Source organism: Pseudomonas sp. Tul2A7 (genome assembly GCF_054790505.1).
In genome coordinates this window covers 999,824-1,023,554 of record NZ_CP186499.1, presented here as the reverse complement: position 1 = coordinate 1,023,554, position 23,731 = coordinate 999,824, and the positions used below count along the sequence as shown (strand labels likewise).

23 protein-coding genes are annotated in these 23,731 nt (G+C 59.6%); 9 read left to right on the top strand and 14 right to left on the bottom strand.

What is annotated here, in order from left to right:
* Positions 1 to 113: 113 nt before the first annotated feature.
* Both hisD and hisC read left to right on the top strand, forming a co-directional pair.
* Positions 114 to 1,451 (top strand): histidinol dehydrogenase, encoded by a 1,338-nt coding sequence (gene hisD, locus ACOYXJ_RS04810; protein WP_150691866.1) that lies wholly within the window; start codon positions 114 to 116, stop codon positions 1,449 to 1,451.
* Positions 1,452 to 1,454: 3 nt separating this feature from the next.
* A complete protein-coding gene (gene hisC, locus ACOYXJ_RS04805; RefSeq protein WP_460368184.1) occupies positions 1,455 to 2,507 on the top strand; it encodes a histidinol-phosphate transaminase in 1,053 nt (350 codons plus the stop codon).
* 324 nt (positions 2,508 to 2,831) lie between these two features.
* On the opposite strand, the gene ACOYXJ_RS04800 is transcribed toward hisC, so the two are convergent.
* The 3 genes from ACOYXJ_RS04800 to algW all read right to left on the bottom strand — a co-directional run bounded on the left by ACOYXJ_RS04800 (position 2,832) and on the right by algW (position 6,915).
* Complete coding sequence (locus tag ACOYXJ_RS04800) at positions 2,832 to 3,551, bottom strand: DUF4198 domain-containing protein (protein WP_460368182.1); 720 nt, start codon at positions 3,549 to 3,551, stop codon at positions 2,832 to 2,834.
* Between the two features lie 12 nt (positions 3,552 to 3,563).
* Positions 3,564 to 5,669: a TonB-dependent siderophore receptor gene (locus ACOYXJ_RS04795; protein ID WP_460368180.1), complete on the bottom strand. Its 2,106-nt coding sequence runs from the start codon at positions 5,667 to 5,669 to the stop codon at positions 3,564 to 3,566.
* A gap of 88 nt (positions 5,670 to 5,757) precedes the next feature.
* Positions 5,758 to 6,915 carry a Do family serine endopeptidase AlgW gene (gene algW, locus ACOYXJ_RS04790; protein ID WP_122597950.1) on the bottom strand — a complete coding sequence of 386 codons (1,158 nt, stop codon included), beginning with the start codon at positions 6,913 to 6,915 and terminating at the stop codon, positions 5,758 to 5,760.
* Between the two features lie 103 nt (positions 6,916 to 7,018).
* Here algW and ACOYXJ_RS04785 point away from each other — a divergent pair, with 103 nt between their 5' ends.
* The 3 genes from ACOYXJ_RS04785 to cysN all read left to right on the top strand — a co-directional run bounded on the left by ACOYXJ_RS04785 (position 7,019) and on the right by cysN (position 10,852).
* Positions 7,019 to 7,777 carry a Nif3-like dinuclear metal center hexameric protein gene (locus ACOYXJ_RS04785; protein WP_038357546.1) on the top strand — a complete coding sequence of 253 codons (759 nt, stop codon included), beginning with the start codon at positions 7,019 to 7,021 and terminating at the stop codon, positions 7,775 to 7,777.
* A gap of 249 nt (positions 7,778 to 8,026) precedes the next feature.
* Positions 8,027 to 8,944, top strand: a complete 918-nt coding sequence (gene cysD / locus ACOYXJ_RS04780) for a sulfate adenylyltransferase subunit CysD (RefSeq protein ID WP_007912374.1) — start codon at positions 8,027 to 8,029, stop codon at positions 8,942 to 8,944.
* A 9-nt stretch (positions 8,945 to 8,953) separates the two neighbouring features.
* Positions 8,954 to 10,852: a sulfate adenylyltransferase subunit CysN gene (gene cysN, locus ACOYXJ_RS04775; RefSeq protein WP_460368177.1), complete on the top strand. Its 1,899-nt coding sequence runs from the start codon at positions 8,954 to 8,956 to the stop codon at positions 10,850 to 10,852.
* A 303-nt stretch (positions 10,853 to 11,155) separates the two neighbouring features.
* Here cysN and ACOYXJ_RS04770 read toward each other — a convergent pair whose 3' ends face one another.
* Genes ACOYXJ_RS04770 through ACOYXJ_RS04760 form a run of 3 tightly spaced genes read right to left on the bottom strand, consistent with a single transcriptional unit; the run spans position 11,156 to position 14,545 of the window.
* Positions 11,156 to 12,058, bottom strand: a complete 903-nt coding sequence (locus ACOYXJ_RS04770; protein WP_034154496.1) for an acyltransferase — start codon at positions 12,056 to 12,058, stop codon at positions 11,156 to 11,158.
* Positions 12,059 to 14,158: a phosphate acetyltransferase gene (gene pta, locus ACOYXJ_RS04765; RefSeq protein ID WP_150792354.1), complete on the bottom strand. Its 2,100-nt coding sequence runs from the start codon at positions 14,156 to 14,158 to the stop codon at positions 12,059 to 12,061.
* Positions 14,159 to 14,218: 60 nt separating this feature from the next.
* A complete protein-coding gene (locus ACOYXJ_RS04760) occupies positions 14,219 to 14,545 on the bottom strand; it encodes a DUF3565 domain-containing protein (RefSeq protein WP_150792355.1) in 327 nt (108 codons plus the stop codon).
* Between ACOYXJ_RS04760 and ACOYXJ_RS04755 the strand changes: the two genes are divergently transcribed.
* The 3 genes from ACOYXJ_RS04755 (at position 14,514) to ACOYXJ_RS04745 (ending at position 16,904) form a co-directional block, all read left to right on the top strand.
* Positions 14,514 to 14,999, top strand: a complete 486-nt coding sequence (locus ACOYXJ_RS04755; RefSeq protein ID WP_095119463.1) for an FKBP-type peptidyl-prolyl cis-trans isomerase — start codon at positions 14,514 to 14,516, stop codon at positions 14,997 to 14,999. The two genes, ACOYXJ_RS04760 and ACOYXJ_RS04755, sit on opposite strands and share 32 nt — an antisense overlap.
* A gap of 123 nt (positions 15,000 to 15,122) precedes the next feature.
* Positions 15,123 to 15,605 (top strand): glutathione peroxidase, encoded by a 483-nt coding sequence (locus ACOYXJ_RS04750; protein ID WP_095119462.1) that lies wholly within the window; start codon positions 15,123 to 15,125, stop codon positions 15,603 to 15,605.
* Between the two features lie 195 nt (positions 15,606 to 15,800).
* A complete protein-coding gene (locus ACOYXJ_RS04745) occupies positions 15,801 to 16,904 on the top strand; it encodes an NADH:flavin oxidoreductase (protein ID WP_150792356.1) in 1,104 nt (367 codons plus the stop codon).
* A gap of 136 nt (positions 16,905 to 17,040) precedes the next feature.
* On the opposite strand, the gene ACOYXJ_RS04740 is transcribed toward ACOYXJ_RS04745, so the two are convergent.
* Positions 17,041 to 18,240 carry a glycosyltransferase family 4 protein gene (locus tag ACOYXJ_RS04740; RefSeq protein ID WP_150792357.1) on the bottom strand — a complete coding sequence of 400 codons (1,200 nt, stop codon included), beginning with the start codon at positions 18,238 to 18,240 and terminating at the stop codon, positions 17,041 to 17,043.
* A 54-nt stretch (positions 18,241 to 18,294) separates the two neighbouring features.
* A complete protein-coding gene (gene cysZ, locus ACOYXJ_RS04735) occupies positions 18,295 to 19,047 on the bottom strand; it encodes a sulfate transporter CysZ (RefSeq protein WP_150792358.1) in 753 nt (250 codons plus the stop codon).
* Between the two features lie 311 nt (positions 19,048 to 19,358).
* On the opposite strand from cysZ, the gene trxB reads away from it, so the two are divergent.
* A complete protein-coding gene (gene trxB / locus ACOYXJ_RS04730; RefSeq protein ID WP_460368172.1) occupies positions 19,359 to 20,321 on the top strand; it encodes a thioredoxin-disulfide reductase in 963 nt (320 codons plus the stop codon).
* Between the two features lie 181 nt (positions 20,322 to 20,502).
* On the opposite strand, the gene ACOYXJ_RS04725 is transcribed toward trxB, so the two are convergent.
* The 6 genes from ACOYXJ_RS04725 to ACOYXJ_RS04700 form a co-directional block, all read right to left on the bottom strand.
* A complete protein-coding gene (locus tag ACOYXJ_RS04725) occupies positions 20,503 to 20,841 on the bottom strand; it encodes a HopJ type III effector protein (RefSeq protein ID WP_460368171.1) in 339 nt (112 codons plus the stop codon).
* A complete protein-coding gene (locus ACOYXJ_RS04720; RefSeq protein ID WP_201235263.1) occupies positions 20,834 to 21,130 on the bottom strand; it encodes a DUF1244 domain-containing protein in 297 nt (98 codons plus the stop codon). The genes ACOYXJ_RS04725 and ACOYXJ_RS04720 overlap by 8 nt, the downstream gene beginning before the upstream one ends.
* Positions 21,131 to 21,228: 98 nt before the next feature.
* Positions 21,229 to 21,600, bottom strand: a complete 372-nt coding sequence (gene folX, locus ACOYXJ_RS04715) for a dihydroneopterin triphosphate 2'-epimerase (protein WP_007914273.1) — start codon at positions 21,598 to 21,600, stop codon at positions 21,229 to 21,231.
* Positions 21,601 to 22,161, bottom strand: coding sequence for a GTP cyclohydrolase I FolE (gene folE / locus ACOYXJ_RS04710; RefSeq protein ID WP_150705957.1), 561 nt, complete (start codon positions 22,159 to 22,161; stop codon positions 21,601 to 21,603). It abuts the gene before it with no gap.
* A gap of 20 nt (positions 22,162 to 22,181) precedes the next feature.
* Positions 22,182 to 22,892 carry a dihydromonapterin reductase gene (gene folM / locus ACOYXJ_RS04705; protein WP_095119442.1) on the bottom strand — a complete coding sequence of 237 codons (711 nt, stop codon included), beginning with the start codon at positions 22,890 to 22,892 and terminating at the stop codon, positions 22,182 to 22,184.
* A 133-nt stretch (positions 22,893 to 23,025) separates the two neighbouring features.
* Complete coding sequence (locus tag ACOYXJ_RS04700; RefSeq protein ID WP_102900669.1) at positions 23,026 to 23,592, bottom strand: antibiotic biosynthesis monooxygenase; 567 nt, start codon at positions 23,590 to 23,592, stop codon at positions 23,026 to 23,028.
* Positions 23,593 to 23,731 lie beyond the last annotated feature (139 nt).

Sequence of the window (23,731 nt, the reverse complement as noted above, 5' to 3'; positions counted from 1 at the left end):
ACCCCAGGTCGCGCCGTCTATCCGCCTCATAGCCAGAATTCTCAGGTGCCTAAGCGGATCGAATGATAGTTTCGGGCGCCTGAGTTTTTTGCCATTCCTATGAGGCTCTCGCTATGACCGCACCGACTGCAATTCGCCGACTCAACGCTGCTGACCCGGATTTCGCGCATCATCTGGATCATCTGCTGAGCTGGGAAAGTGTGTCTGACGACTCGGTCAATCAGCGCGTGCTGGACATCATCAAGGCTGTGCGTGAACGCGGTGACGCGGCGCTGGTCGAGTTCACCCAGAAATTCGACGGCCTCGAAGTCGCCTCGATGGCTGACCTGATCCTGCCGCGCGAACGTCTGGAACTGGCCCTGACCCGCATCACCGTGGCACAGCGCGAAGCACTGGAAAAAGCCGCCGCTCGCGTGCGTAGCTACCACGAAAAACAGAAACAGGATTCCTGGAGCTACACCGAGGCTGACGGCACCGTGCTCGGCCAGAAGGTCACGCCGCTGGATCGCGCCGGCCTGTACGTACCGGGCGGCAAGGCGTCGTACCCGTCGTCGGTGTTGATGAATGCGATTCCGGCCAAGGTCGCCGGCGTGACCGAAGTGGTCATGGTCGTGCCAACGCCGCGCGGTGAGATCAACGAACTTGTGCTGGCCGCTGCGTGCATCGCAGGCGTTGACCGGGTATTCACCATCGGCGGTGCGCAAGCCGTTGCGGCGCTGGCCTACGGCACCGAAAGCGTTCCGCAAGTCGACAAAGTCGTTGGCCCGGGCAACATCTATGTCGCCACCGCCAAGCGTCACGTGTTCGGTCAGGTCGGCATCGACATGATCGCCGGCCCTTCGGAAATCCTCGTGGTCTGCGACGGCCAGACCGATCCGGACTGGATCGCCATGGACCTGTTCTCGCAAGCCGAGCACGACGAAGATGCGCAGGCGATTCTGGTCAGCCCGGATGCCGAGTTCCTCGACAAGGTCGCCGCGAGCATCGACAAACTGCTGCCGACCATGGACCGCGCAACCATTATCGAAACCTCGATCAATGGTCGCGGTGCATTGATTCACGTGAAGGACATGGCCCAAGCCATCGAAGTCGCCAACCGCATCGCTCCGGAACACTTGGAGCTTTCGGTCGCTGACCCACAGGCCTGGCTGCCGCAGATCCGCCACGCTGGCGCGATCTTCATGGGCCGTCACACCTCCGAAGCGCTGGGCGATTACTGCGCAGGCCCGAACCACGTACTGCCGACGTCCGGCACCGCGCGGTTCTCTTCGCCGCTGGGCGTGTACGACTTCCAGAAGCGTTCGTCGATCATCTTCTGCTCCGAGGCCGGTGCTTCCGAGCTGGGTAAAACGGCATCGGTATTGGCCCGTGGCGAATCGCTGAGCGCCCACGCGCGCAGTGCCGAATACCGCATCAAAGACGAAGACTTTCTACAAGGGCAGGGGAACTGAGCGATGAGTAAATTCTGGAGCCCGTTCGTCAAGGATCTGGTGCCGTACGTGCCGGGTGAACAGCCGAAGCTGACCAAACTGGTCAAGCTCAACACCAACGAAAACCCTTACGGCCCATCGCCAAAAGCCTTGGCGGCGATGCAGACCGAACTGAATGACAACCTGCGTCTGTACCCGGACCCGAACAGCGACCTGCTGAAAACCGCAGTCGCCGAGTATTACGGCGTGCAAAGCAATCAGGTGTTCCTCGGCAACGGTTCGGACGAAGTGCTCGCGCACATTTTCCACGGTTTGCTGCAACACGATCAGCCGCTGTTGTTTCCGGACATCAGTTACAGCTTCTATCCGGTTTACTGCGGGTTGTACGGCATCAAATACGATGCGGTGCCGCTGGACGCGCAGTTCCAGATCGACCCGTCCGACTACGCCAAGCCGAACGGCGGGATCATTTTCCCTAACCCGAACGCACCCACCGGTTGCCTGCTGGCGCTGGACGCGGTTGAACAAATCCTCAAGGCCAGCCCGGATTCGGTAGTTGTGGTGGACGAGGCGTATATCGACTTCGGCGGCGAAACGGCGATCAGTCTGGTGAACCGTTATCCAAACCTGCTGGTGACGCAGACCTTGTCCAAGTCGCGTTCGCTGGCGGGTTTGCGCGTTGGTTTTGCGGTCGGTCATCCCGATCTCATCGAGGCGCTGGAGCGGATCAAGAACAGCTTCAACTCTTATCCACTCGATCGTCTGGCGATTGTCGGTGCGGCAGCGGCGTTCGAAGATCGTGAGTATTTCGACAAGACTTGCCGTCTGGTCGTCGAGAGCCGTGAGTGGGTGATTGCGCAGTTGCAGGCCAAGGGTTTTGAAGTGTTGCCGTCGGCGGCGAACTTCATTTTCGCCCGGCACCCGCAGCATGATGCGGCGGGGCTGGCGGCCAAACTGCGTGAGCAGGGCGTGATCGTGCGGCACTTCAAGCAGGAGCGGATTGCGCAATTTTTGCGGATTTCGATTGGTACGCCGGAGCAGAATCAGGCGCTTATCGATGGACTTGGCGATCTCTAAAAACAAAGACCCCTCACCCTAACCCTCTCCCAGAGGGAGAGGGGACTGATTGGGGGATATTGCAGAGTAACGCCGATGTGAAAGTGCTGTACCGAATCCATAATCGACTCGGTCTTTCAGGTCGATGTGCTTCGCAAGACAACTCGGTCGATCCCCTCTCCCAGAGGGAGAGGGGACTGACTGGGGGATATTGCAGAGTTTCGCCGACGTGAGAGTGCTGTACCGAATCCATAATCGACTCGGTCTTTCAGGTCGATGTACTTCGCAAGACAACGCGGTCGGCCCCCTCTCCCTCAGGGAGAGGGCTGGGGTGAGGGTCTGCTTTTATTCGTGATGCGGCTCGCCAAGGAAAGTCAGTGAGGTGAACAACCCACGACTATCCACATCCGCGCTGCCCTTCACCGGCACTTCAACCTGCGCCGCAATCACATTCAACCCTTCATTCCTCACCAATACCTGCGCCCGACCATCCTTGTCAGTCTCGGTGCTCAACGTGTTCGGCGCACTGCGATAATCGCCAATCAACTTCACACCCGCCGCCGGTTTGCCATCGAGCAACACCCGCACCGGCAATGACTTGCCCGGCCCAACCGTCAGCGGATCAACCTCCGGCAAAATCAGCAACTTGATCTGATCGAGCTTTGGCAACTTCGCCCCCGGCTGATAAATCGCCAGGCTGTACTTGAACGTCTCGGTGGCCTCAATGGCGCCCGGCACTTTGCTGCGACCTTGGTTGATCCATTTCTTGTCAGCCGTCTGCGACCACATGCCATTGTTCAATGCCACGGCCATCACCGCAGGCGCCTTCAAAGGTTTCAAACGAGCATGATCCGCCAGGCGCTCGACGCTCACCGGAATCATCTTGCCGGCCGCATCGTAGGCCCAGGCACCGCTGACCTTGTGGGCTTTGAACGCGTTGTCCTCAGCGCCGTGACCGTAGACCACTTCGATATTGCCGCGCCGTTGCTCCGTCCACAGGCCATGGGCCGAGACCTGGCCTGCGAACAGCGCAGCGATGAGCACAAAGGTTTTGCCGTATTGCATGGTGACGTCCTTTTACAGATTGAGTGTCAGGCTGACGGTGAAATTGCGCGGCTCACCGGGGTTGACCCAGTAGTTGCTGTAGGAGCGCTCGTAATACTTTTCGTCGAAGAGGTTGTTGAGGTTGAGGCCGACAGTGACGTTGTCGCTGGCCTTGTAGTGCGCCAGCAAGTCGACGGTCTGGTAGGCCGGCAATTCGAAGTCGCTGCCGGATTCGCCTGAGCGGTCACCGACATAGGTGAACGCTGCGCCGACGTCCGAGCCGCGTAAATGCCCATCCTGAAACTCATAAACGCCGAGCAGGCTGCCGCTACGCTTGGCCACGCCGAGGATGCGGCTGCCGGTGGCAATCACCGCGTCGCCCTTGGTCACTTCGGCGTCGATGTAGGCGAAGGCGCCGATGATCCGCACGGCTTCGGTGACTTGCCCGCTGACCTGCCAATCGAAACCGCGACTGCGCGCCTTGCCCATCGCGCGGCTGGTGTCGGTACCAGGGTCGAGGGCGAGGACGTTTTCCTTGTCGATGTGGAAGAAGGCGAGGGTGCTGCTCAGGCGCTCATCGAACAGTTCGTTCTTGATCCCGACTTCGTAGCCGACGCCTTCTTCCGGGTCGAAGGATTTGCCGGCGGCGTCGAGGCCGTTATTCGGTTTGAACGAGGTTGAGGCGTTGGCGAAGAGGCCGGTATCCGGCGTCAGTTGATAGAGCAGTCCGACACGCTGGGTCAGGGCGTCGTGGCGTTGGTTGCTTGTGGCGTTGCGGCTGTGGTCGTCGATGTGCTGATCGAAGTGCTCGAAACGCGCTCCGATCATCCCGCGCAGTTTGTCGGTGAAGATGATTTGATCCTGCAGGTTCAATGCATGGCTTTCGACCTGTTCGAAAAAGTCAGTGCCCGACCGCGCGCCGTTGGGTTTTGGCTGGCCATAGACCGGGTTATAGATGTCGATGGCGTAAGGGCCACCGGCAATCGTGGTAACGCGCTCGTTCTTGCGGAAGTTTTCGTACTCGGTGCCGATCAACAGTTCGTGCTGCCATGGGCCGAGATCAAACAGACCACGCAGTTCCAGTTGGGTGATGCTGTCGTGCCAACTTGTATCGCGTTCGCGCAAGCGACGGTTGACCGTGTGGCCGTCGGCGTTCAGCGCCCGTTGTTCCGAGGCGTCGCCCCAGAGTTTGCCTTCCTTGTAATGGCTGGCCAGGCGCAGCTTCCAGCTGTCATTGAGGTGATGTTCCAGCGTGGCCTGCAGCAGGTTGTTGTGGTTGTCGATGTTGCCGTCGTTGGGTTCGCCGAGGAAGGTCGAGCGCGACACGCCGCTCCATTTGTTGTTCGGCGCGACGATGCCTCGATCAAAGGTGGAGCTGTGGCGGACGATTTCGCTTTCCACCAGCAGCGATGTGTCCGGGTTCAATTGCCAACTGATCGAGGGCGCGACGAACACACGCTGGCTGTCGACGTGATCGCGGAAGCTGTGGTTGTCCTCGACCGCGAGGTTGATCCGTGACAGCACATCGCCTTGCTCATCGAGTGGCGTGTTGACGTCCAGCGCGGTGCGATAGCGATCCCAACTGCCGGCGCTGGTTTGCAGGGTGGTGAAGGCCTCGGGTTGCGGTTTCTTGGTGACGATGTTCACCGTGCCACCGGGATCGCCGCGGCCATACAGGCTGGCGGCGGGGCCTTTGAGCACTTCGATGCGCTCGATGTTGGCTGAATCCGGTGTGCTCGGATAGCCGCGATTGGCGCTGAAACCGTCCTTGTAGAACTCCGAGGTGGTGAAGCCGCGCACGCTGTATTCGTAAAGCGTAAGGCCGCCGAAGTTGTTTTGCTTGGATACGCCGCCGGCGAAATCCAGTGCGCGCTCGACGCTGGTGCTGCCCAGATCCTTGAGCACACTGGCCGGTACGACGCTGATGGCTTGAGGAATATCGCGGATCGCGGTGTCGGTTTTGGTCGCGCTGGATGAACGCGTGGCGCGATAGCCTTTGACCGGGCCAGTCGGCGATTCGTAGTCGGAGATGACGCTGATGGCGTCGAGTTCGAGGGGTTTTGATTCTTCGGCGAAGGTTGGATCGACCAGCAGACCAAGACTCAGGCCGAGCAGGGAAGCCTTTGTTCGAGACGACATGTTATGTTGTTCCAATTCTTAGAATTGAAACAATATAACATGCCTATTGAGAATGTCTGTTATTCGTGCGTCTGGCGCGAGAAAAGTTTTACTCTTCTTTTTCTTTCACCGGCGCCGGTGGTGGGCGCAGGCCGATTTCAGCGGTGAGCTTGATCTCTTTGCCGTTGCGCATCACCTGAATCGTCACTTTGTCGGTCGGTTTGATCCGTGCAACCTGATTCATTGAACGACGGCCATCGCCCGCAGGCTCGCCATCGATGCTCAGAATCACGTCGCCCAATTGCAAGCCAGCCTTCTGTGCCGGGCCATCGCGGAAGATCCCCGCAACGACAATCCCCGGACGCCCGGACAGACCAAACGACTCGGCCAGTTCCTGGGTCAGCGGTTGCACTTCAATGCCCAGCCAGCCGCGAATCACCTGACCGTGCTCGATGATCGACTTCATCACTTCCATCGCCAGTTTCACCGGAATGGCAAAACCAATGCCCTGCGAGCCGCCGGACTTGGAGAAGATCGCCGTGTTGATGCCGGTCAGATTGCCGTTGGCATCGACTAGCGCACCGCCGGAGTTGCCCGGGTTGATCGCCGCGTCGGTCTGGATAAAGTCTTCGTAGTTGTTCAGCCCTAATTGGTTACGCCCGGTGGCGCTGATGATGCCCATGGTCACGGTCTGGCCGACGCCGAACGGGTTGCCGATGGCCAGCGCGACGTCGCCGATGCGAATGTTGTCCGAGCGGCCGACGGTAATCGCCGGCAGGGTTTTCAGATCGATTTTCAACACCGCGAGGTCGGTTTCCGGATCGCTGCCGATGACGCGGGCGAGGGTTTCGCGGCCATCCTTCAACGCCACGACAATCTGATCAGCACCGCTGGTCACGTGGTTGTTGGTGAGGATGTAGCCTTCCGGGCTCATGATCACGCCGGAGCCGAGGCTCGATTCCATGCGTTTCTGCTTCGGCGAGTTGTCACCAAAGAAACGGCGGAACTGTGGATCCTCAAACAGCGGATGCGCCGGTTTGTTGATGACTTTGGTGGTGTAGAGGTTGACCACCGAAGGTGCGGCGATGGTCACCGCGTCCGCATAGGACACCGGCCCCTGCTGCACGCTGGTGGTTTGCGGGGCCTGTTGCAGGTTGACGTCGAGGCTCGGAAGCCCGACCCACTGCGGGTAACGCTGAATAATCAACAGAGCGATAAGCACACCGGCCAACAACGGCCAGCCGAAAAAACGCAGCGCCTTGAGCATTAAGCACGTCCTGGAAGAGTTGCAGGCGGGGTCAGACCGCCCATAATGTCGCGCATTATACGAGGCCGCGCGTGCCTCTGAACGGGATATTTAGGAGTCTTTCATGGCCGTTGCCCTCAGCACCCTCGTCGAAGAAGCCGACCGTTACCTCGGCAGTGCGAAAATTGCCGATTATTGCCCGAATGGATTGCAGGTTGAGGGCCGTCCTCAGGTGATGCGGATCGTCAGCGGCGTCACGGCCAGTCAGGCGTTGCTCGATGCAGCTGTCGAGGCCGAAGCGGATCTGGTGCTGGTGCATCACGGTTACTTCTGGAAGGGCGAAAACCCGTGCATCACTGGCATGAAGCAGCGTCGATTGAAGACGTTGCTCAAGCACGATATCAGTCTGCTTGCCTATCACTTGCCGTTGGATCTGCACCCGGACGTTGGCAACAATGTGCAACTTGCGCGTCAACTGGACATCACTGTGGAAGGCCCGCTGGACCCGGACAATCTGAAAATCGTTGGTCTGGTCGGGTCTTTGAAAGAACCGATGACCGCCCGCGATTTCGCCCGCAAGGTGCAAGAAGTGATGGGCCGCGAACCGCTGCTGATAGAAGGTAATCCGATGATCCGTCGGGTTGGCTGGTGCACCGGTGGCGGTCAGGGCTATATCGATCAGGCCGTCGCCGCAGGCGTTGATCTGTATTTGAGCGGTGAAGCCTCCGAGCAGACCTTCCACAGCGCACGTGAGAACGACATCAGCTTCATCGCCGCCGGCCACCACGCCACCGAACGCTACGGCGTACAGGCGCTAGGCGACTACCTGGCAAAACGCTTCGCCGTCGAACACATCTTCATCGACTGCCCGAATCCGATCTGAATCCACCACAAATTCCTGTGGGAGCGAGCCTGCTCGCGAAGGCGTCAGACTTTCAATACAAAGGTGCCTGACACACCGCTTTCGCGAGCAGGCTCGCTCCCACAAGGGAACTGCTCGGCCGAACTGGCAGGCATATTCATATACCCTTTCGATCTAGTTGGCGTCCTGATTAGAAGAGGCTGCTGTGCTAGGATTTCCCGCTCGAACACGGCCCGCTGGCCGTTCATAAGAAAGTTTTCGTGAGTAGCCATGGTCGACAAACTGACGCATCTGAAACAGCTGGAGGCGGAAAGCATCCACATCATCCGCGAGGTGGCCGCCGAGTTCGATAACCCGGTGATGCTGTACTCCATCGGTAAAGACTCCGCCGTGATGCTGCACCTGGCACGCAAGGCGTTCTTCCCGGGCAAGCTGCCGTTTCCGGTGATGCACGTCGACACCCGCTGGAAATTCCAGGAGATGTACAAGTTCCGCGACAAGATGGTCGAAGAACTGGGCCTGGACCTGATCACCCACATCAACCCCGATGGCGTGGCGCAGAACATCAACCCGTTCACCCACGGCAGCGCCAAGCACACCGACATCATGAAAACCGAGGGCTTGAAGCAGGCACTCGACAAGCATGGTTTCGACGCAGCGTTCGGCGGCGCCCGTCGCGATGAAGAGAAATCCCGTGCCAAAGAGCGCGTGTATTCGTTCCGCGACAGCAAGCACCGCTGGGACCCGAAAAACCAGCGCCCAGAGCTGTGGAACGTCTACAACGGCAAGGTCAACAAGGGCGAATCCATCCGCGTATTCCCTCTGTCGAACTGGACCGAACTGGACATCTGGCAGTACATCTATCTCGAAGGCATCCCGATTGTGCCGCTGTACTTCGCCGCCGAACGCGAAGTGATCGAGAAGAACGGCACGCTGATCATGATCGACGACGAGCGCATCCTCGAGCACCTGTCCGACGAAGACAAAGCGCGCATCGTCAAAAAGAAAGTGCGTTTCCGCACCCTTGGTTGCTACCCGTTGACGGGCGCGGTGGAGTCCGAGGCCGAAAGCCTGACGGACATCATCCAGGAAATGCTCCTGACGCGAACTTCCGAGCGCCAGGGCCGTGTCATCGACCACGATGGCGCCGGCTCGATGGAAGACAAAAAACGTCAGGGTTATTTCTAAGGGGTTGTCATGTCGCACGTATCTGATTTGATCAGCGAGGACATCCTCGCCTACCTGGGCCAGCACGAACGTAAAGAGCTGCTGCGCTTTTTGACTTGCGGTAACGTCGATGACGGCAAGAGCACCCTGATCGGGCGCCTGCTGCACGACTCCAAAATGATCTACGAAGATCATCTGGAAGCCATCACTCGCGACTCAAAAAAAGTCGGCACCACTGGCGATGACATCGACCTGGCATTGCTGGTCGACGGCCTGCAGGCCGAGCGTGAGCAGGGCATCACTATTGATGTCGCCTACCGCTATTTCTCCACCGCCAAACGCAAATTCATCATCGCCGACACCCCCGGCCATGAGCAGTACACCCGCAACATGGCCACCGGTGCGTCCACCTGTGACCTGGCGATCATCCTCGTCGACGCCCGTTACGGTGTGCAGACCCAGACTCGTCGCCACAGCTTCATCGCGTCCTTGCTGGGGATCAAACACATCGTCGTCGCCATCAACAAGATGGACCTGAAAGACTTCGATGAAGGTGTGTTCGAGTCGATCAAGGCTGACTACCTGAAGTTCGCCGAAGGCTTGAAGATGAAGCCGACCAGCATGCACTTCGTGCCGATGTCTGCCCTCAAGGGCGACAACGTGGTGAACAAGTCCGAGCGCTCGCCTTGGTACAAAGGCCAGTCGCTGATGGAAATCCTCGAGACCGTGGAAGTGGCGGGCGACCGTAACTTCACCGATCTGCGTTTCCCGGTGCAGTACGTCAACCGTCCGAACCTGAACTTTCGTGGTTTCGCCGGCACGCTGGCCAGCGGCATCGTGCACAAGGGTGACGAAGTCGTGGTGCTGCCGTCGGGCAAGAGCAGCCGGGTGAAATCCATCGTCACCTTTGAGGGTGAGCTGGAACACGCCGGTCCAGGTCAGGCTGTCACGCTGACCATGGAAGACGAAATCGACATCTCCCGTGGCGACCTGCTGGTGCATGCCGACAACGTGCCGCCGGTTACCGACAGCTTCGAAGCGATGCTGGTGTGGATGGCTGAAGAGCCGATGCTGCCGGGCAAGAAATACGACATCAAACGCGCCACCAGTTACGTGCCGGGCTCGATCGCCAGCATCGTCAACAAGGTCGACGTCAACACCCTCGAAGAAGGCCCGGCGAGCGCGTTGCAGCTCAACGAAATCGGCAAGGTGAAGATCGCGCTCGACGCGCCGATCGCCCTCGACGGTTACGAAAGCAACCGCACCACCGGCGCGTTCATCATCATCGACCGTTTGACCAACGGCACTGTGGGCGCCGGCATGATCGTCGCGCAACCGGTGACGCATGGTACTGCCACGCACCACGGCAAACTGGCGCACGTGGCCACGGAAGAACGTGCCCAGCGTTTCGGCCAGCAACCGGCGACCGTGCTGTTCAGCGGTCTGTCGGGCGCGGGCAAGAGCACGCTGGCTTATGCGGTTGAACGCAAGCTGTTCGACATGGGCCGTGCGGTGTTTGTGCTGGATGGTCAGAACCTGCGTCACGACCTCAACAAAGGTCTGCCACAGGATCGCGCTGGTCGTACCGAGAACTGGCGTCGTGCCGCGCACGTAGCGCGTCAGTTCAACGAAGCCGGCCTGCTGACCCTGGCTGCGTTCGTTGCTCCGAGTGCTGAAGGGCGCGAGCAGGCCAGGGACCTGATCGGCAAGGATCGTCTGCTGACGGTCTACGTGCAGGCCTCGCCGGCTGTTTGCGCCGAGCGGGATCCGCAAGGTCTGTATGCCGCCGCTGGCGACAACATCCCGGGCGAATCCTTCCCGTACGACGTGCCGCTGAATGCCGATCTGGTGATCGACACGCAGACGCTGAGCCTGGAAGAAAGCGTCAAGCAAGTGCTGGATCTGCTGCGCAAACGTGGCGCGATCTAAGCGTTAGCGACAAATAAAAAAGCCCGCCGATGAGCAATCATCGGCGGGCTTTTTTATTGGGGCCAACTCGGTCCATTGTAGGAGTGAGCCTGCTCGCGATAGCGGTAGATCAGCCACCAACAATGTTGAATGACACACCGCTATCGCGAGCAGGCTCACTCCTACAGGGGGTTAGTGTTTGCCCGGATATTTCGTGATCGTTCCCACGCTCTGCGTGGGAATGCAGCCCGGGACGCTCCGCGTCCCATCTAAAGCGGACGCAGAGCGTCCAGTGAGGCATTCCCACGCGGAGCGTGGGAACGATCATACGGAAGGATATTCGCGGTGCATCTGTTCGAGCAACGCATCCTTGTCCAGCCACAGCTGGTTGATCCAGCCCTGAAACTGCAGGCGATATTCGCCGTCCTGATCGTAGTTCTTGCCAATGAACTGCTGCGGAATCTTCAGCTCTTCAAAGTGCACCACCACATCGCGCACATTGCCGCAGAGCAAATCCCAGAACCCCGGACGCCCGGCCGGGTAGTGAATCGTCACGTTGACGATCGACTCCAGCTGTTCGCCCATCGCATCCAGTACAAAGGCAATGCCGCCCGCTTTGGGCTTGAGCAGGTATTTGAACGGCGATTGCTGCTGCGCATGCTTGCCTTCAGTGAACCGCGTGCCTTCGACGAAGTTGAAAATTCCCACCGGATTATTGCGAAACTTCGCGCAGGTTTTGCGCGTGGTTTCGAGGTCTTTGCCTTTCTTCTCCGGGTGCTTGGCCAGGTAGGCCTTGGAGTAGCGCTTCATGAATGGAAAACCGAGCGCCCACCACGCCAGACCGATCACCGGCACCCAGATCAGCTCCTGCTTGAGGAAAAACTTCAGCGGCTGAATCCGACGGTTGAGCACGTATTGCAGCACCAGAATATCCACCCAGCTCTGGTGGTTGCTGGTGATCAGGTAGGAGTGCTGATAGTCGAGCCCTTGCAGGCCGCTGATGTGCCAGCGGGTACGGCGCACCAGGTTCATCCAGCCCTTGTTATTGCTGATCCATGCTTCATGGGTGTGGCTCATCAGCCACAGTGATGCGCGTCGGGCGAGGTCGAACGGCAGCACTTTGATCAGCGCCACGCAGAACAGAAACGAGCACAGCAGAATCGTATTGAGTGCCAACAGCAGCGAGGCAATCACACCGCGCAACGGTGCAGGTAGAAAGTCCAGCATTTACACATCCATAGGTCGGTTGGCGGCTTGAATCGCGGTGAGGGCGATGGTGTAGACGATGTCATCGACTTGCGCGCCGCGCGGCAAGTCATTCACCGGTTTGCGCAGGCCTTGCAGCATCGGCCCGAGGCTGACGCAATCGGCGCTACGCTGTACGGCTTTGTGCGTGGTGTTGCCGGTGTTCAGATCCGGGAACACAAACACCGTGGCGCGACCGGCCACCTGACTGTTCGGCGCCAGTTGCCGGGCGACGTCGGCGTTGGCCGCGGCGTCGTATTGCAGCGGGCCGTCGATCAGCAGCGAGTGCTGTTGTTCGTGGGCGAGCAGGGTGGCTTCGCGCACTTTCTCGACTTCCTCTCCGGTCGCCGATTCGCCGCTGGAGTAACTGATCATCGCCACGCGCGGGGTGATGCCGAACGCGGCCGCCGAGTCGGCGCTTTGCAGGGCAATCTCGGCCAGTTCGGTGGCACTCGGATGCGGGTTCATCACGCAATCGCCATACACCAGCACTTCTTCCGGGAACAACATGAAGAACACCGACGACACCAGCGTGCAGCCCGGCGCGGTCTTGATCAATTGCAGCGCCGGGCGGATGGTGTTGGCCGTGGTGTTGATCACGCCGGAAACGAGGCCGTCGACTTCATCCAGTGCGAGCATCATGGTGCCGATCACCACGGTATCTTCCAGCTGCTGCTCGGCCATTGGCGCGTTGAGGCTTTTGGTTTTGCGCAGAGCGACCATCGGCTCGACGTAGCGCTCGCGGATCAGATCGGGATCAAGAATCTCCAGGCCCGGCGGCAACGTAATGCCTTGTGCGCGGGCCACGGCTTCGACGTCTTCCGGCTTGGCCAACAACACACAACGGGCAATCCCGCGCTCCTGACAGATCGCCGCCGCTTGCACAGTGAACGGCTCGCTGCCTTCGGGCAGGACGATGCGTTTGTTCGCCGCTTGCGCACGCTGGATCAATTGATAGCGGAACACCGCCGGCGACAGGCGCATTTCCCGTGGTGTGCCGCAACGCTGGTGCAGCCATTTGGCGTCGAGATGGCTGGCGACGAAATCGGTGATGATCTCCGCACGCTCGCGGTCGTCGATCGGGATTTCCTTGTTCAGGCCATTGAGCAGGTTGGCGGTGTCGTAGGAACCGGTGCTCACCGACAACACCGGCAAACCGGCCTGCAACGCGCCGCGGCACAGATCCATGATGCGCGGATCCGGCAGGGTGTCGCTGGTCAGCAGCAGGCCGGCCAGCGGCACGCCGTTGATCGCCGCGAGGCTGACGGCGAGGATGATGTCGTCGCGATCGCCCGGGGTCACTACCAACACGCCGGGCTTGAGCAACTCGACGGTGTTACGCATGGTCCGTGCGCAAATGATGATTTTGGTCATGCGCCGGGTTTCGTAGTCACCGGCATTGAGCACTTGCGCGCCCATCAGGTCGGCGACGTCGCGGGTACGCGGCGCGTTGAGTTCCGGCTGATAGGGAATGCAGCCGAGCAGGCGGAAATCACCGCTGCGCAGCAACGGCGAATGCTCCTTCAGACGCGCGGCGAAGGCGTCCATGCTCTCGTCGGTTTTGACCTTGTTGAGGATCACGCCGAGGACTTTCGGGTCTTTCGGGCCACCGAACAGTTGCGCCTGCAATTCGACGCGGCCGGAGAGTTCGGCGAGCACTTCGTTTTCCGGCGCGGAGACCAGAATCACTTCGGCATCGAGGCTCTTGGCCAAGTGCAGATTGACCCGCGCGGCGTAACTGGCGCTGCGGGTCGGCACCATGCCTTCGACGACCAGCACGTCTTTGCCGATGGCGGCTTGCTGATAGAGGGCGATGATTTCTTCGAGCAGCTCATCGAGCTGACCGTCGCCGAGCATCCGCTCGACGTGGGCCAGACCCAACGGTTGTGGCGGTTTCAACCCGTGGGTGCGCGACACCAGTTCGGTGGAACGCTCAGGGCCGGTGTCGCCCGGATGCGGCTGCGCGATCGGCTTGAAGAAGCCGACTTTCAGCCCGGCGCGCTCAAGCGTGCGTACCAGCCCGAGGCTGATGGAGGTCAGACCCACGCCAAAATCGGTGGGGGCGATAAAAAAAGTTTGCATGCGAATTCTCTAAGGGTGCATGGCAATGGCGATCATCTTTTACTGACAATCTGCCGAAATTCAGTCGCCAAGGTTATCGCTAACCGAGCCTTGTGCGCACCAACCGCAGGCAAAGGGTTGGCCTATTTTTTCAATACGTTGCGCCGCGTCGAGCACCCAGGCACGTGATTGCCACGGCGGCTGATGGCGCAGGTGTTGGGTGTGGCCACAGGAAAGCTCGGCCACCCAATGGCCTTCCTCGTCTTGATGGAAGCCTGCGATCGTCGAAACCCGTTTGTCCGGGTTGTGTTCGCTTTCGCGCGTTTGCTTCGCTAAACTTGGCCTTTCTATATTCTTCTGCAAAAGGTCTCGCCCCATGCTGATCGCCGCCAATAAGGCTGTCTCCATCGACTATACCCTGACCAACGACGCTGGTGAGGTCATCGACAGCTCCGCCGGCGGCGCTCCGCTGGTCTACCTGCAAGGCGCAGGCAACATCATCCCGGGCCTGGAAAAAGCTCTGGAAGGCAAAGCTGTTGGTGACGAGCTGGAAGTTTCCGTTGAACCGGAAGACGCTTACGGCGAATACGCCGCTGAGCTGGTCAGCACTCTGAGCCGCAGCATGTTCGAAGGCGTTGACGAGCTGGAAGTCGGCATGCAGTTCCACGCTTCGGCGCCGGACGGCCAGATGCAAATCGTCACCATTCGTGACCTCGACGGCGACGACGTAACAGTCGACGGCAACCACCCACTGGCCGGTCAGCGCCTGAACTTCAAAGTGAAGATCGTTGACATCCGTGACGCCAGCCAGGAAGAAGTCGCTCATGGCCACGTCCATGGCGAAGGTGGCCATCACCACTGATTTTCTGCGCTAAGCTTCGAGTACTGGAGAGGCGCCTGCGGGCGCCTTTTTAGTCCGCGGCTGTCCTTGGTGACTTCACCAAGTGGCTGTTTCGAGTAGAACACGGGAATCTTGGAGTTCGTCATGAGTGCTTTTCACGACCTTAAGTTGACAGCCCTGGATGGTCAGGAGCTACCGCTGGCGCCGTTCAAGGGCCAAGTCGTGCTGGTGGTCAACGTCGCCTCCAAATGCGGCTTGACCCCACAGTACGCGGCGCTGGAAAACCTCTATCAGCAATTCAAAGGCAAAGGCTTCAGTGTGCTGGGCCTGCCGTGCAACCAGTTTGCCGGTCAGGAACCTGGCAGCGAACAGGAAATTCAGGATTTCTGTAGCCTCAACTATGGCGTGACGTTCCCGTTGTCGAGCAAGCTCGAAGTCAATGGTCATGATCGTCATCAGCTCTACCGTCTGCTGGCGGGCGAGGGCGCGGAGTTTCCTGGTGACATCACCTGGAATTTCGAGAAGTTCCTGCTCGGCAAGGACGGCCGGGTGCTGGCCCGGTTCTCACCGCGCACGGCACCGGATGACCCGACCATTGTGCATGCGATTGAAAAAGCGCTGAGCTGAAACAGCAAGATCAAAAGATCGCAGCCTTCGGCAGCTCCTGCAGGTGACCTCAAAACCCCATGCAGGAGCTGCCGAAGGCTGCGATCTTTTGCTTTGCGTCTTTTAATCCTTAATCACCCAAATCAATAGTGCTGTTCAAAGGGTACGCGCCTCCATATTATCGCCGTCATAAAGCCTTCTCTGTGGAGCCCTTCGATGCCCGTTCAAGCCTTGTTCAAACCGTTCCACCTCGGTGCCCTCGAACTGCCGACCCGCGTGGTCATGGCACCAATGACCCGCTCGTTTTCCCCGGGCGGCGTGCCTAATTCGAAAGTCATCGAGTACTACCGTCGTCGCGCAGCAGCCGGCGTTGGCCTGATCATCACCGAAGGCACCACCGTCGGCCACATTGCCTCCAACGGCTACCCGAACGTGCCGCAGTTCTTCGGCGAAGCGCCATTGGCCGGCTGGAAGAAGGTCGTTGATGCGGTTCACGCCGAAGGCGGCAAGATCGTCCCGCAACTGTGGCACGTGGGCAGCGTGCGCCGCATCGGCACCGAGCCGGACGCCAGCGTGCCGGCTTATGGCCCGTCGGAAAAACTCAAGGACGGTCAGGTCGTGGTACACGGAATGACCAAGCAGGACATTCAGGACGTAATCGCAGCCTTCGCCCAAGCGGCTAAAGATGCACAGAGCATCGGCATGGACGGCGTGGAAATCCACGGCGCCCACGGTTACCTGATCGACCAGTTCTTCTGGGAAGGCAGCAACCAGCGCAGCGACGAATACGGCGGCAGCCTGGCCAACCGTTCGCGTTTCGCCATTGAACTGATTCAGGCTGTGCGTGCGGCGGTCGGCGAAGGCTTCCCGATCATTTTCCGTTTCTCGCAGTGGAAGCAGCAGGATTACACCGCGCGTCTGGTGCAAACCCCGGAAGCGTTGGGTGAGTTCCTCAAGCCGCTGTCCGACGCTGGCGTGGATATCTTCCACTGCTCGACGCGGCGTTTCTGGGAGCCGGAGTTCGATGGTTCCGAGCTGAACCTGGCAGGCTGGACCCGCAAACTCACCGGCAAGCCGACCATCACCGTTGGCAGCGTCGGTCTGGATGGCGAGTTCCTGCAGTTCATGGTCAACACCGACAAGGTCGCGCAACCGGCCAGTCTGGAGAACCTGCTGGAGCGTCTGAACAAAGAGGAATTCGATCTGGTCGCGGTGGGGCGCGCGCTGCTGGTCGATCCGGATTGGGCACAGAAAGTCCGCGAAGGGCGTGAGCAGGATATTCTGCCGTTCAGCCGTGAGGCGTTGATGACGCTGGTTTAAGCAGCGCTTTCACTGGCCCCTTCGCGAGCAGGCTCGCTCCCACCGGTATCTCTGGTGTTCACAAAATGTGTGTTCACCGAAGATCCCCTGTGGGAGCGAGCCTGCTCGCGAAAGCGGTTCTAAGGTCAGCAAAGATTCAAGGCAATGTCTGCGCATTCGGCACCACCTGCTCCCCCACACAAGCCCCGCGCAAATGCTTTTCAAACTGCTCGATAACCGCCGGCCACCCCTGGCGACTCGCATGCTGCCGCGCATTCAGGCGCACACAGCGCAGCCGCTCATCCTCTTCCAGTAACCATGCAGCGGCGTCGCAAAACGCCTGCTCATCTCCCGGCATCGCCAGCACGCCGTTGTAGCCATGGCGAATATGCTGCGCCGCTGCCGCTTGATCGTAAGCCACCACACCGAGGCCCGACGCCAAAGCTTCGAGCACGACATTGCCGAAGGTTTCCGTCAGGCTCGGAAACAGAAACAGATCCCCGGACGCATAGTGCGCCGCCAACGCCTCGCCGCGTTGTGCACCGCAGAAGACTGCTTCGGGCAAATCCTTTTCCAGCGCCAGCCGTTGTGGCCCGTCGCCGACGACGATCAGTTTCAGATTACGCTGTGGATAAGTGTCACGCAGTTTTTCGAAGCAACGTTTGAGCAGACCAAGGTTCTTCTCCGGCGCGAGCCGTCCTACGTGAATCACGGCAATGTCCTGCTCCGACAGGCCCCATTGCTCACGCAATGCGTTCAGCCGTTTGCTTGGATGAAACAACTGGCTGTCGACACCGCGCGACAACAGCGCCAACCGCTCGAAATGCCGCCGCTCCAGTTCCAGGCGCTGGCTGACGCTCGGCACCAAGGTCATGGCCGAACGATTGTGAAACCAGCGCAGATAATGCGTGAGCATCCGCGTCAGCAAGCCGAGGCCGTACTGACTGGTGTACTGCTGAAAATTGGTATGGAAGCCGCTGACCACCGAAATGCCCAGACGCCGCGCCGCACGCAGAGCCGATAACCCGAGCGGTCCTTCCGTGGCGATGTACAGCACATCCGGGCGCTGACGCTTCCAGCGCCGCAGCAGTTTGTGCATCGACGACTGACCCCATTGCAGCCCCGGATACCCCGGCAGCGGCCAGCCACGGCACAGCAGCAACGCGTCATCTTCACTGCGCTGCGGATCGCCGGCCTGACGCGGGCGTACCAGTTCGACACGGTGCCCACGCGCGCGCAATCCATCGCACAAGCGGCCAAGGGTATTGGCCACGCCGTTGATTTCCGGTGGAAAGGTTTCGCTGATCAGGGTGATGTGTAGAGCTGTCGTCATGGCCTCAGTGTCGGCTGAGGCCATGTCGTGCTTGTGACGTTCGGATGATGGATTTGTGACGGGCTATGGCTGGGGGGCTCAGCGCTGAGTCACCAGATTCTCGGCACCGCGCTCACGCACCCAGAACAACGTCGCCCCGGCCACCGCCGCTGGCATCATCAAAATGTTGACCACCGGAATCAGCAGCACCAGATAGACGATCCCGCCAAAACTCATGCTCTGCCAGCGCTTCTGGCGCAGCCAGGCGAGCATTTCGTTCCAGCCCAGTTTGTGGTTGTCCGCCGGGTAGTCGATGTACTGGATGGCCATCATCCACACGCCGAACAACAACCACAGCGGTGCGGCAATGATGTTCACCACCGGGATGAACGACAGGATGAAGAGACCGATGGCGCGGGGCAGGAAGTAACCGAGTTTGCGCATTTCACGAGCGAGGGTGCGCGGGATCATCGCGACCAGTTCGCCCCAGCTGAACGCCGGGAAGTCATCGGTGCCGCGCACCACCACTTCGACTTTCTCCGCGAGGAAACCGTTGAACGGTGCGGCGATCACGTTGGCGAGCATGGTAAAGGTGAAAAACACCATCAACGCCACCAGCACCACAAACAACGGCCAGAGGATGTAGCTGAGAAAGCTCAGCCATTCGGGCAGCGATGGCATCAGCGTATCGACCCACAGGCTGAACTGGTGGCCGGCCAGATAGATCAATCCGACGAACAGCACCAGGTTGATCGCCAGCGGCAACAACACGAACAGGCGCAAGCCAGGGCTGAGAACCAGTTTCAGGCCTTCGCGCAGGTATTGCGGGCCGGACAGAACAGGGGCGGGCATAAGGTGCTCCGAGCAAGGGAAAACGCGCCGACCTTACCGACTTTGCAACGGCGGCGAAAGCGCGGCAGAGTGATCGACATCCACTGTAACAAAGACGTCCATCTCGTCAGTGTGTCGGCATAGAGACCACCTATGAGCTGGATTGTTAAACCGTATTTCCTTAATCTTGCCCCCCTCGATACGCTGCACCCAACTTTTTACAGGACTGTCGAGCTCAAGCCTTCCCCAAGGTTTTCCACGGTCCTTTTTTATTCCCGCCGGCAGTCCGGCGATCCGGGCCTGTTTTTCGGCCCGGTCAACAGGAGCAGGTCATGTCTGAAGTCCGTCATTCGCGAGTGATTATTCTCGGTTCCGGCCCTGCCGGTTACAGCGCAGCGGTATACGCGGCCCGTGCCAACCTCAAGCCACTGCTGATCACCGGCATGCAGGCTGGCGGTCAACTGACCACCACCACCGAAGTCGACAACTGGCCGGGCGACGTCCACGGCCTGACTGGCCCGGTGCTGATGGAGCGTATGCGCGAGCACGCCGAGCGTTTTGAAACCGAGATCGTCTTCGACCACATCAACGCTGTGGACTTCGCTTCCAAGCCGTACTCCTTGACCGGCGATAGCGCGACCTACACCTGCGACGCCCTGATCATCGCCACTGGCGCCAGCGCCCGTTACCTGGGCCTGCCGTCGGAAGAAGCGTTCATGGGTAAAGGCGTTTCCGCCTGCGCAACCTGCGACGGTTTCTTCTACCGCAACAAGCCGGTAGCTGTAGTCGGTGGTGGCAACACTGCGGTTGAAGAGGCACTGTACCTGGCCAACATCGCCAGCACTGTGACGCTGATCCACCGTCGCGAAACCTTCCGCGCCGAAAAGATCCTGATCGACAAGCTCAACGCTCGCGTCGCTGAAGGCAAGATCATCCTCAAGTTGAACGCCAACCTCGACGAGGTGCTGGGCGACAACATGGGCGTGACCGGCGCGCGTCTGAAGAACAACGACGGCAGCTTCGACGAAATCACCGTCGACGGCGTGTTCATCGCCATCGGCCACACCCCGAACACCTCGTTGTTCGAAGGCCAGTTGGAGTTGAAGGACGGCTATCTGGTGGTGCAAGGCGGCCGTGAAGGCAATGCCACCGCGACCAATGTCGAAGGCATCTTTGCTGCCGGTGATGTAGCTGACCACGTTTACCGTCAAGCCATCACCTCGGCCGGCGCCGGCTGCATGGCCGCACTGGACACCGAGCGTTACCTGGACGGTCTGCAGAACGCTTCGTTCTAAATCGCAGATACAAAAAAACCGGCTTCGGCCGGTTTTTTTATGCCCGTTATTCCTGCTCCAACGCAATTCATTGTAGGAGTGAGCCTGCTCGCGATAGCGGTGTACCGGCCAACATATGAGTCGACTGATACACCGCTATCGCGAGCAGGCTCACTCCTACAAGGGGGCGTTGCAGCTGGAATCAGCGGCGGGTCAGGGGCTGTGCGGTGAATTTCACGCCAGCCAGACCATGCTTGATCAACGCACGAATGTTGCCGTGATCGCTGCCCTCAGGCGTTGCCACTACCGAGCGGTAATGCTCGCCGAACGCCAACAGCGCTTCTTCATCGCTCAGGCCTTCCAGCAGTGCAAGACCCAAGGTCTTGCACGAGCCTTCGTTCTGTCCGGCGGCGTTTTCCACGCCACCGTTGTTGAAGGCTTGCGGCTGGTAGTCGTAACCGGCGGCGATGAACGCCAGGGTGTCGGCGAAAGCGTGTTCGCCGCTTTTCAGGCTGCTGCGCAGGGTGTTCAGATCACTCATGGGTTTTTCCTTTGGCGAACGCGGCTTGTTGCTCGGCGTTGGCTTCTTGCTGATATTGGGCTTTCCACTCGGCGTAAGGCATGCCGTAAACCACTTCGCGGGCGTCGTCGAGGCTGACCTCGATCTGGCGCTCGTCGGCTTCGGCCTTGTACCACTTCGACAGGCAGTTGCGGCAGAACCCGGCAAGGTTCATCAAGTCGATGTTCTGCACGTCCTTGCGGCTGTCCAGGTGGGCGACCAGCCGGCGGAAGGCGGCGGCTTCGAGTTCGAGGCGTTGTTGCTCGTTCATGGAGGTCTCTTCGAGACAGCTTCAAGCGGCGAGCTTCAAGCTGCAAGTTTGGATTGTGGGTGGCGGTAGCTTAACGCTTGCAGCTCGAAGCTTGAAGCTCAGCGGCTTGCCGCGAGCGTGATCGACACCGACTCGGCAAAACGCAGCGCATGCGGCTTGTCGACTTCGACTTCGGCGTACAGCACCGAACCGTTACTCATCACCAGATCGAGCAATTCCTGAGTCAGCCGTTCGAGCAGCGCAAAGCGATTGCCCTCGACGTGCGCGATGATCGCTTTGGTGATGGTGCGGTAATTCAGCGCGTGGTCGATGTCGTTGTCACGCACCGCTTCCTGCGCGGCATACAGAATGGTCAGGTTGATCAGCACATCCTGTTTGTTGAGGATTTCGTCCTCGTTGATCCCGATAAAGGTGCGCAAGCGCAGATCCTTGACTCGGATGCGCGCCATTCCCGGTTGAAGTTGTGGCATTTACTTGCTCCGTCCAATCAATTGCAGGAACTCCTGACGGGTGTTGCTCGACTCGCGAAAGGCGCCGAGCATGACCGAGGTGTTCATGGTCGAATTCTGTTTTTCGACACCGCGCATCATCATGCACATGTGTCTGGCCTCGATGACCACCGCGACGCCGGCGGCATCGGTGACTTGTTGCACCGCATCGGCGATTTGCCGGGTGAGGTTTTCCTGAATCTGCAGGCGGCGGGCGAACATGTCCACCAGGCGCGCGATTTTCGACAGGCCCAACACCTTGCCCGTCGGAATATAAGCCACATGGGCCTTGCCGATGAAGGGCAGCAGGTGATGTTCGCACAAAGAGTACAGCTCAATGTCGGCGACAATGATCATCTCGTCGCTGTCCGAGGCAAACAGCGCGCCATTGACGATCTCGTCGACGCTCTGCTCATAGCCATGACACAGGTATTGCATGGCCTTGGCCGCGCGTACCGGGGTGTCGCGCAGTCCTTCACGGTCAGGGTCTTCACCGAGGCCGATGAGGATTTCGCGGTAGTTCTCGGGCAGTGAGCGGGTCATGGAAATCCTCGCGAATCGGCTTATTTGACGTGCCGTCCGCCGTTGACGGTCAGGGTCGTACCAGTGACATAAGGGTTGTCGAGCAGATAGCGAAGGCTCTGATAGATCACTTCGCTGCCGGGTTCGATGCCCAGCGCGGATTTGGCCAGGGCCTTGGCGCGGTACGCCGCGTCGTCGTCGGGATTGAACAATAGCAGGGCCGGGGCGATGCCGTTGACCTTGATGGCCGGCGCATAGCGGGCGGCGAAGGACAGCGTCAGGTTGTCGAGCCCGGCCTTGGTGGCGCAATAACCGATGTGCTTGCTGCTGCCTTTGCGGGTGACATCGTCGCTGATATGGATGATGTCGGCGGGCGTCGAGCGCCTCAACAATTCACCGCAGTGCAGATTGATCAGGTACGGCGCGAGCATGTGCAGATTGAACATGCGCGTGAAGGCTTCGGCCTCGCTGTCCGGGGTTTCGGCCAGCCACTCGGAAGCGTTGTGCACGATGGCGCGCAGGCTCTCGGTGTGGGTTTTCAGTGTTTCGATGAAGACGAGAATCCCGGCTTCGCTGGAGAAATCGGCGAACAGGCCGATGGCGCCCAGATCGCGCAGTGTCTGCACGCCGGGGCGTTCGCTGCGGTAGGTGAAGATGACGCGATGGCCTTCTTCGAGTAACCGCTGCGCGCAATGCAGACCGACACGCTGGCCGGCACCGGTGATGAGGATCGGGGCTGAGGAATCAGGCATGAACGGCTCGCATCGCGGTGGGAGCAAAAACTATAACAGCGACGAGCCTGAAAAGATCGCAGCCTGCGGCAGCTCCTACCCTGGTCTGTGTTCAGTCCTGTAGGAGCTGTCGAGTGCAACGAGGCTGCGATCTTTAATGTTTCTGAGGTGTCGCCGAAACGGGCAGGCGCACCGGGGTGCTGTTCAGCCAATTCGCCAGCAGGCGCGTCGACAGCGGAATAAAGAAGTAAACCATCAGCGGCGTCAGGCACGCCGTGCTGATCAATACGCGCGGCAACAAACCCATGTCGGCGAGCAACGGGCCGAGGACAAAGTTGAACAACAGTGACACCGGAAAAAACGCCAGCCAGATCGCGACAGCCTGCTTCCAGCGCGGTGGTCGCTGACCGGCCGCGCCGAACCAGCCTTCGATTCCACTGACCCGATGCTCTTTCGGGTGGGCGAAGAGATCACTGCCACGGCTCAACCACGCGGTGCGGGATGCCGAATGCTCCCATGCATGCAACGTCTGCTCATCGACAAAGCGGAAAATGATCTGGAATTCGTTATCGCCGGGTGGCGGAGCGAGCACGCCAGAACCCAGGTAACCGGGGAAATCCGTGGCCAGTTGTTCGCCTTCGCGCAGCCAAGCGATCAGATCCTGATAGCGACCATCGGCGACGCGACGCGCTACCATCAGCGTGACGGGGGAAGTAGACATTTTGTATCTCCGTATTTCGATTGCGTCGCTCCGGGTAGGAGTTTCGCCCGACGCAGAGCCGGGGTAGAGGCCTGCGTTTTTCAACAAGCAAGGATTATTCCGGTTTTTCACGATTAAACCAGCGACTTTCGTCGCATTT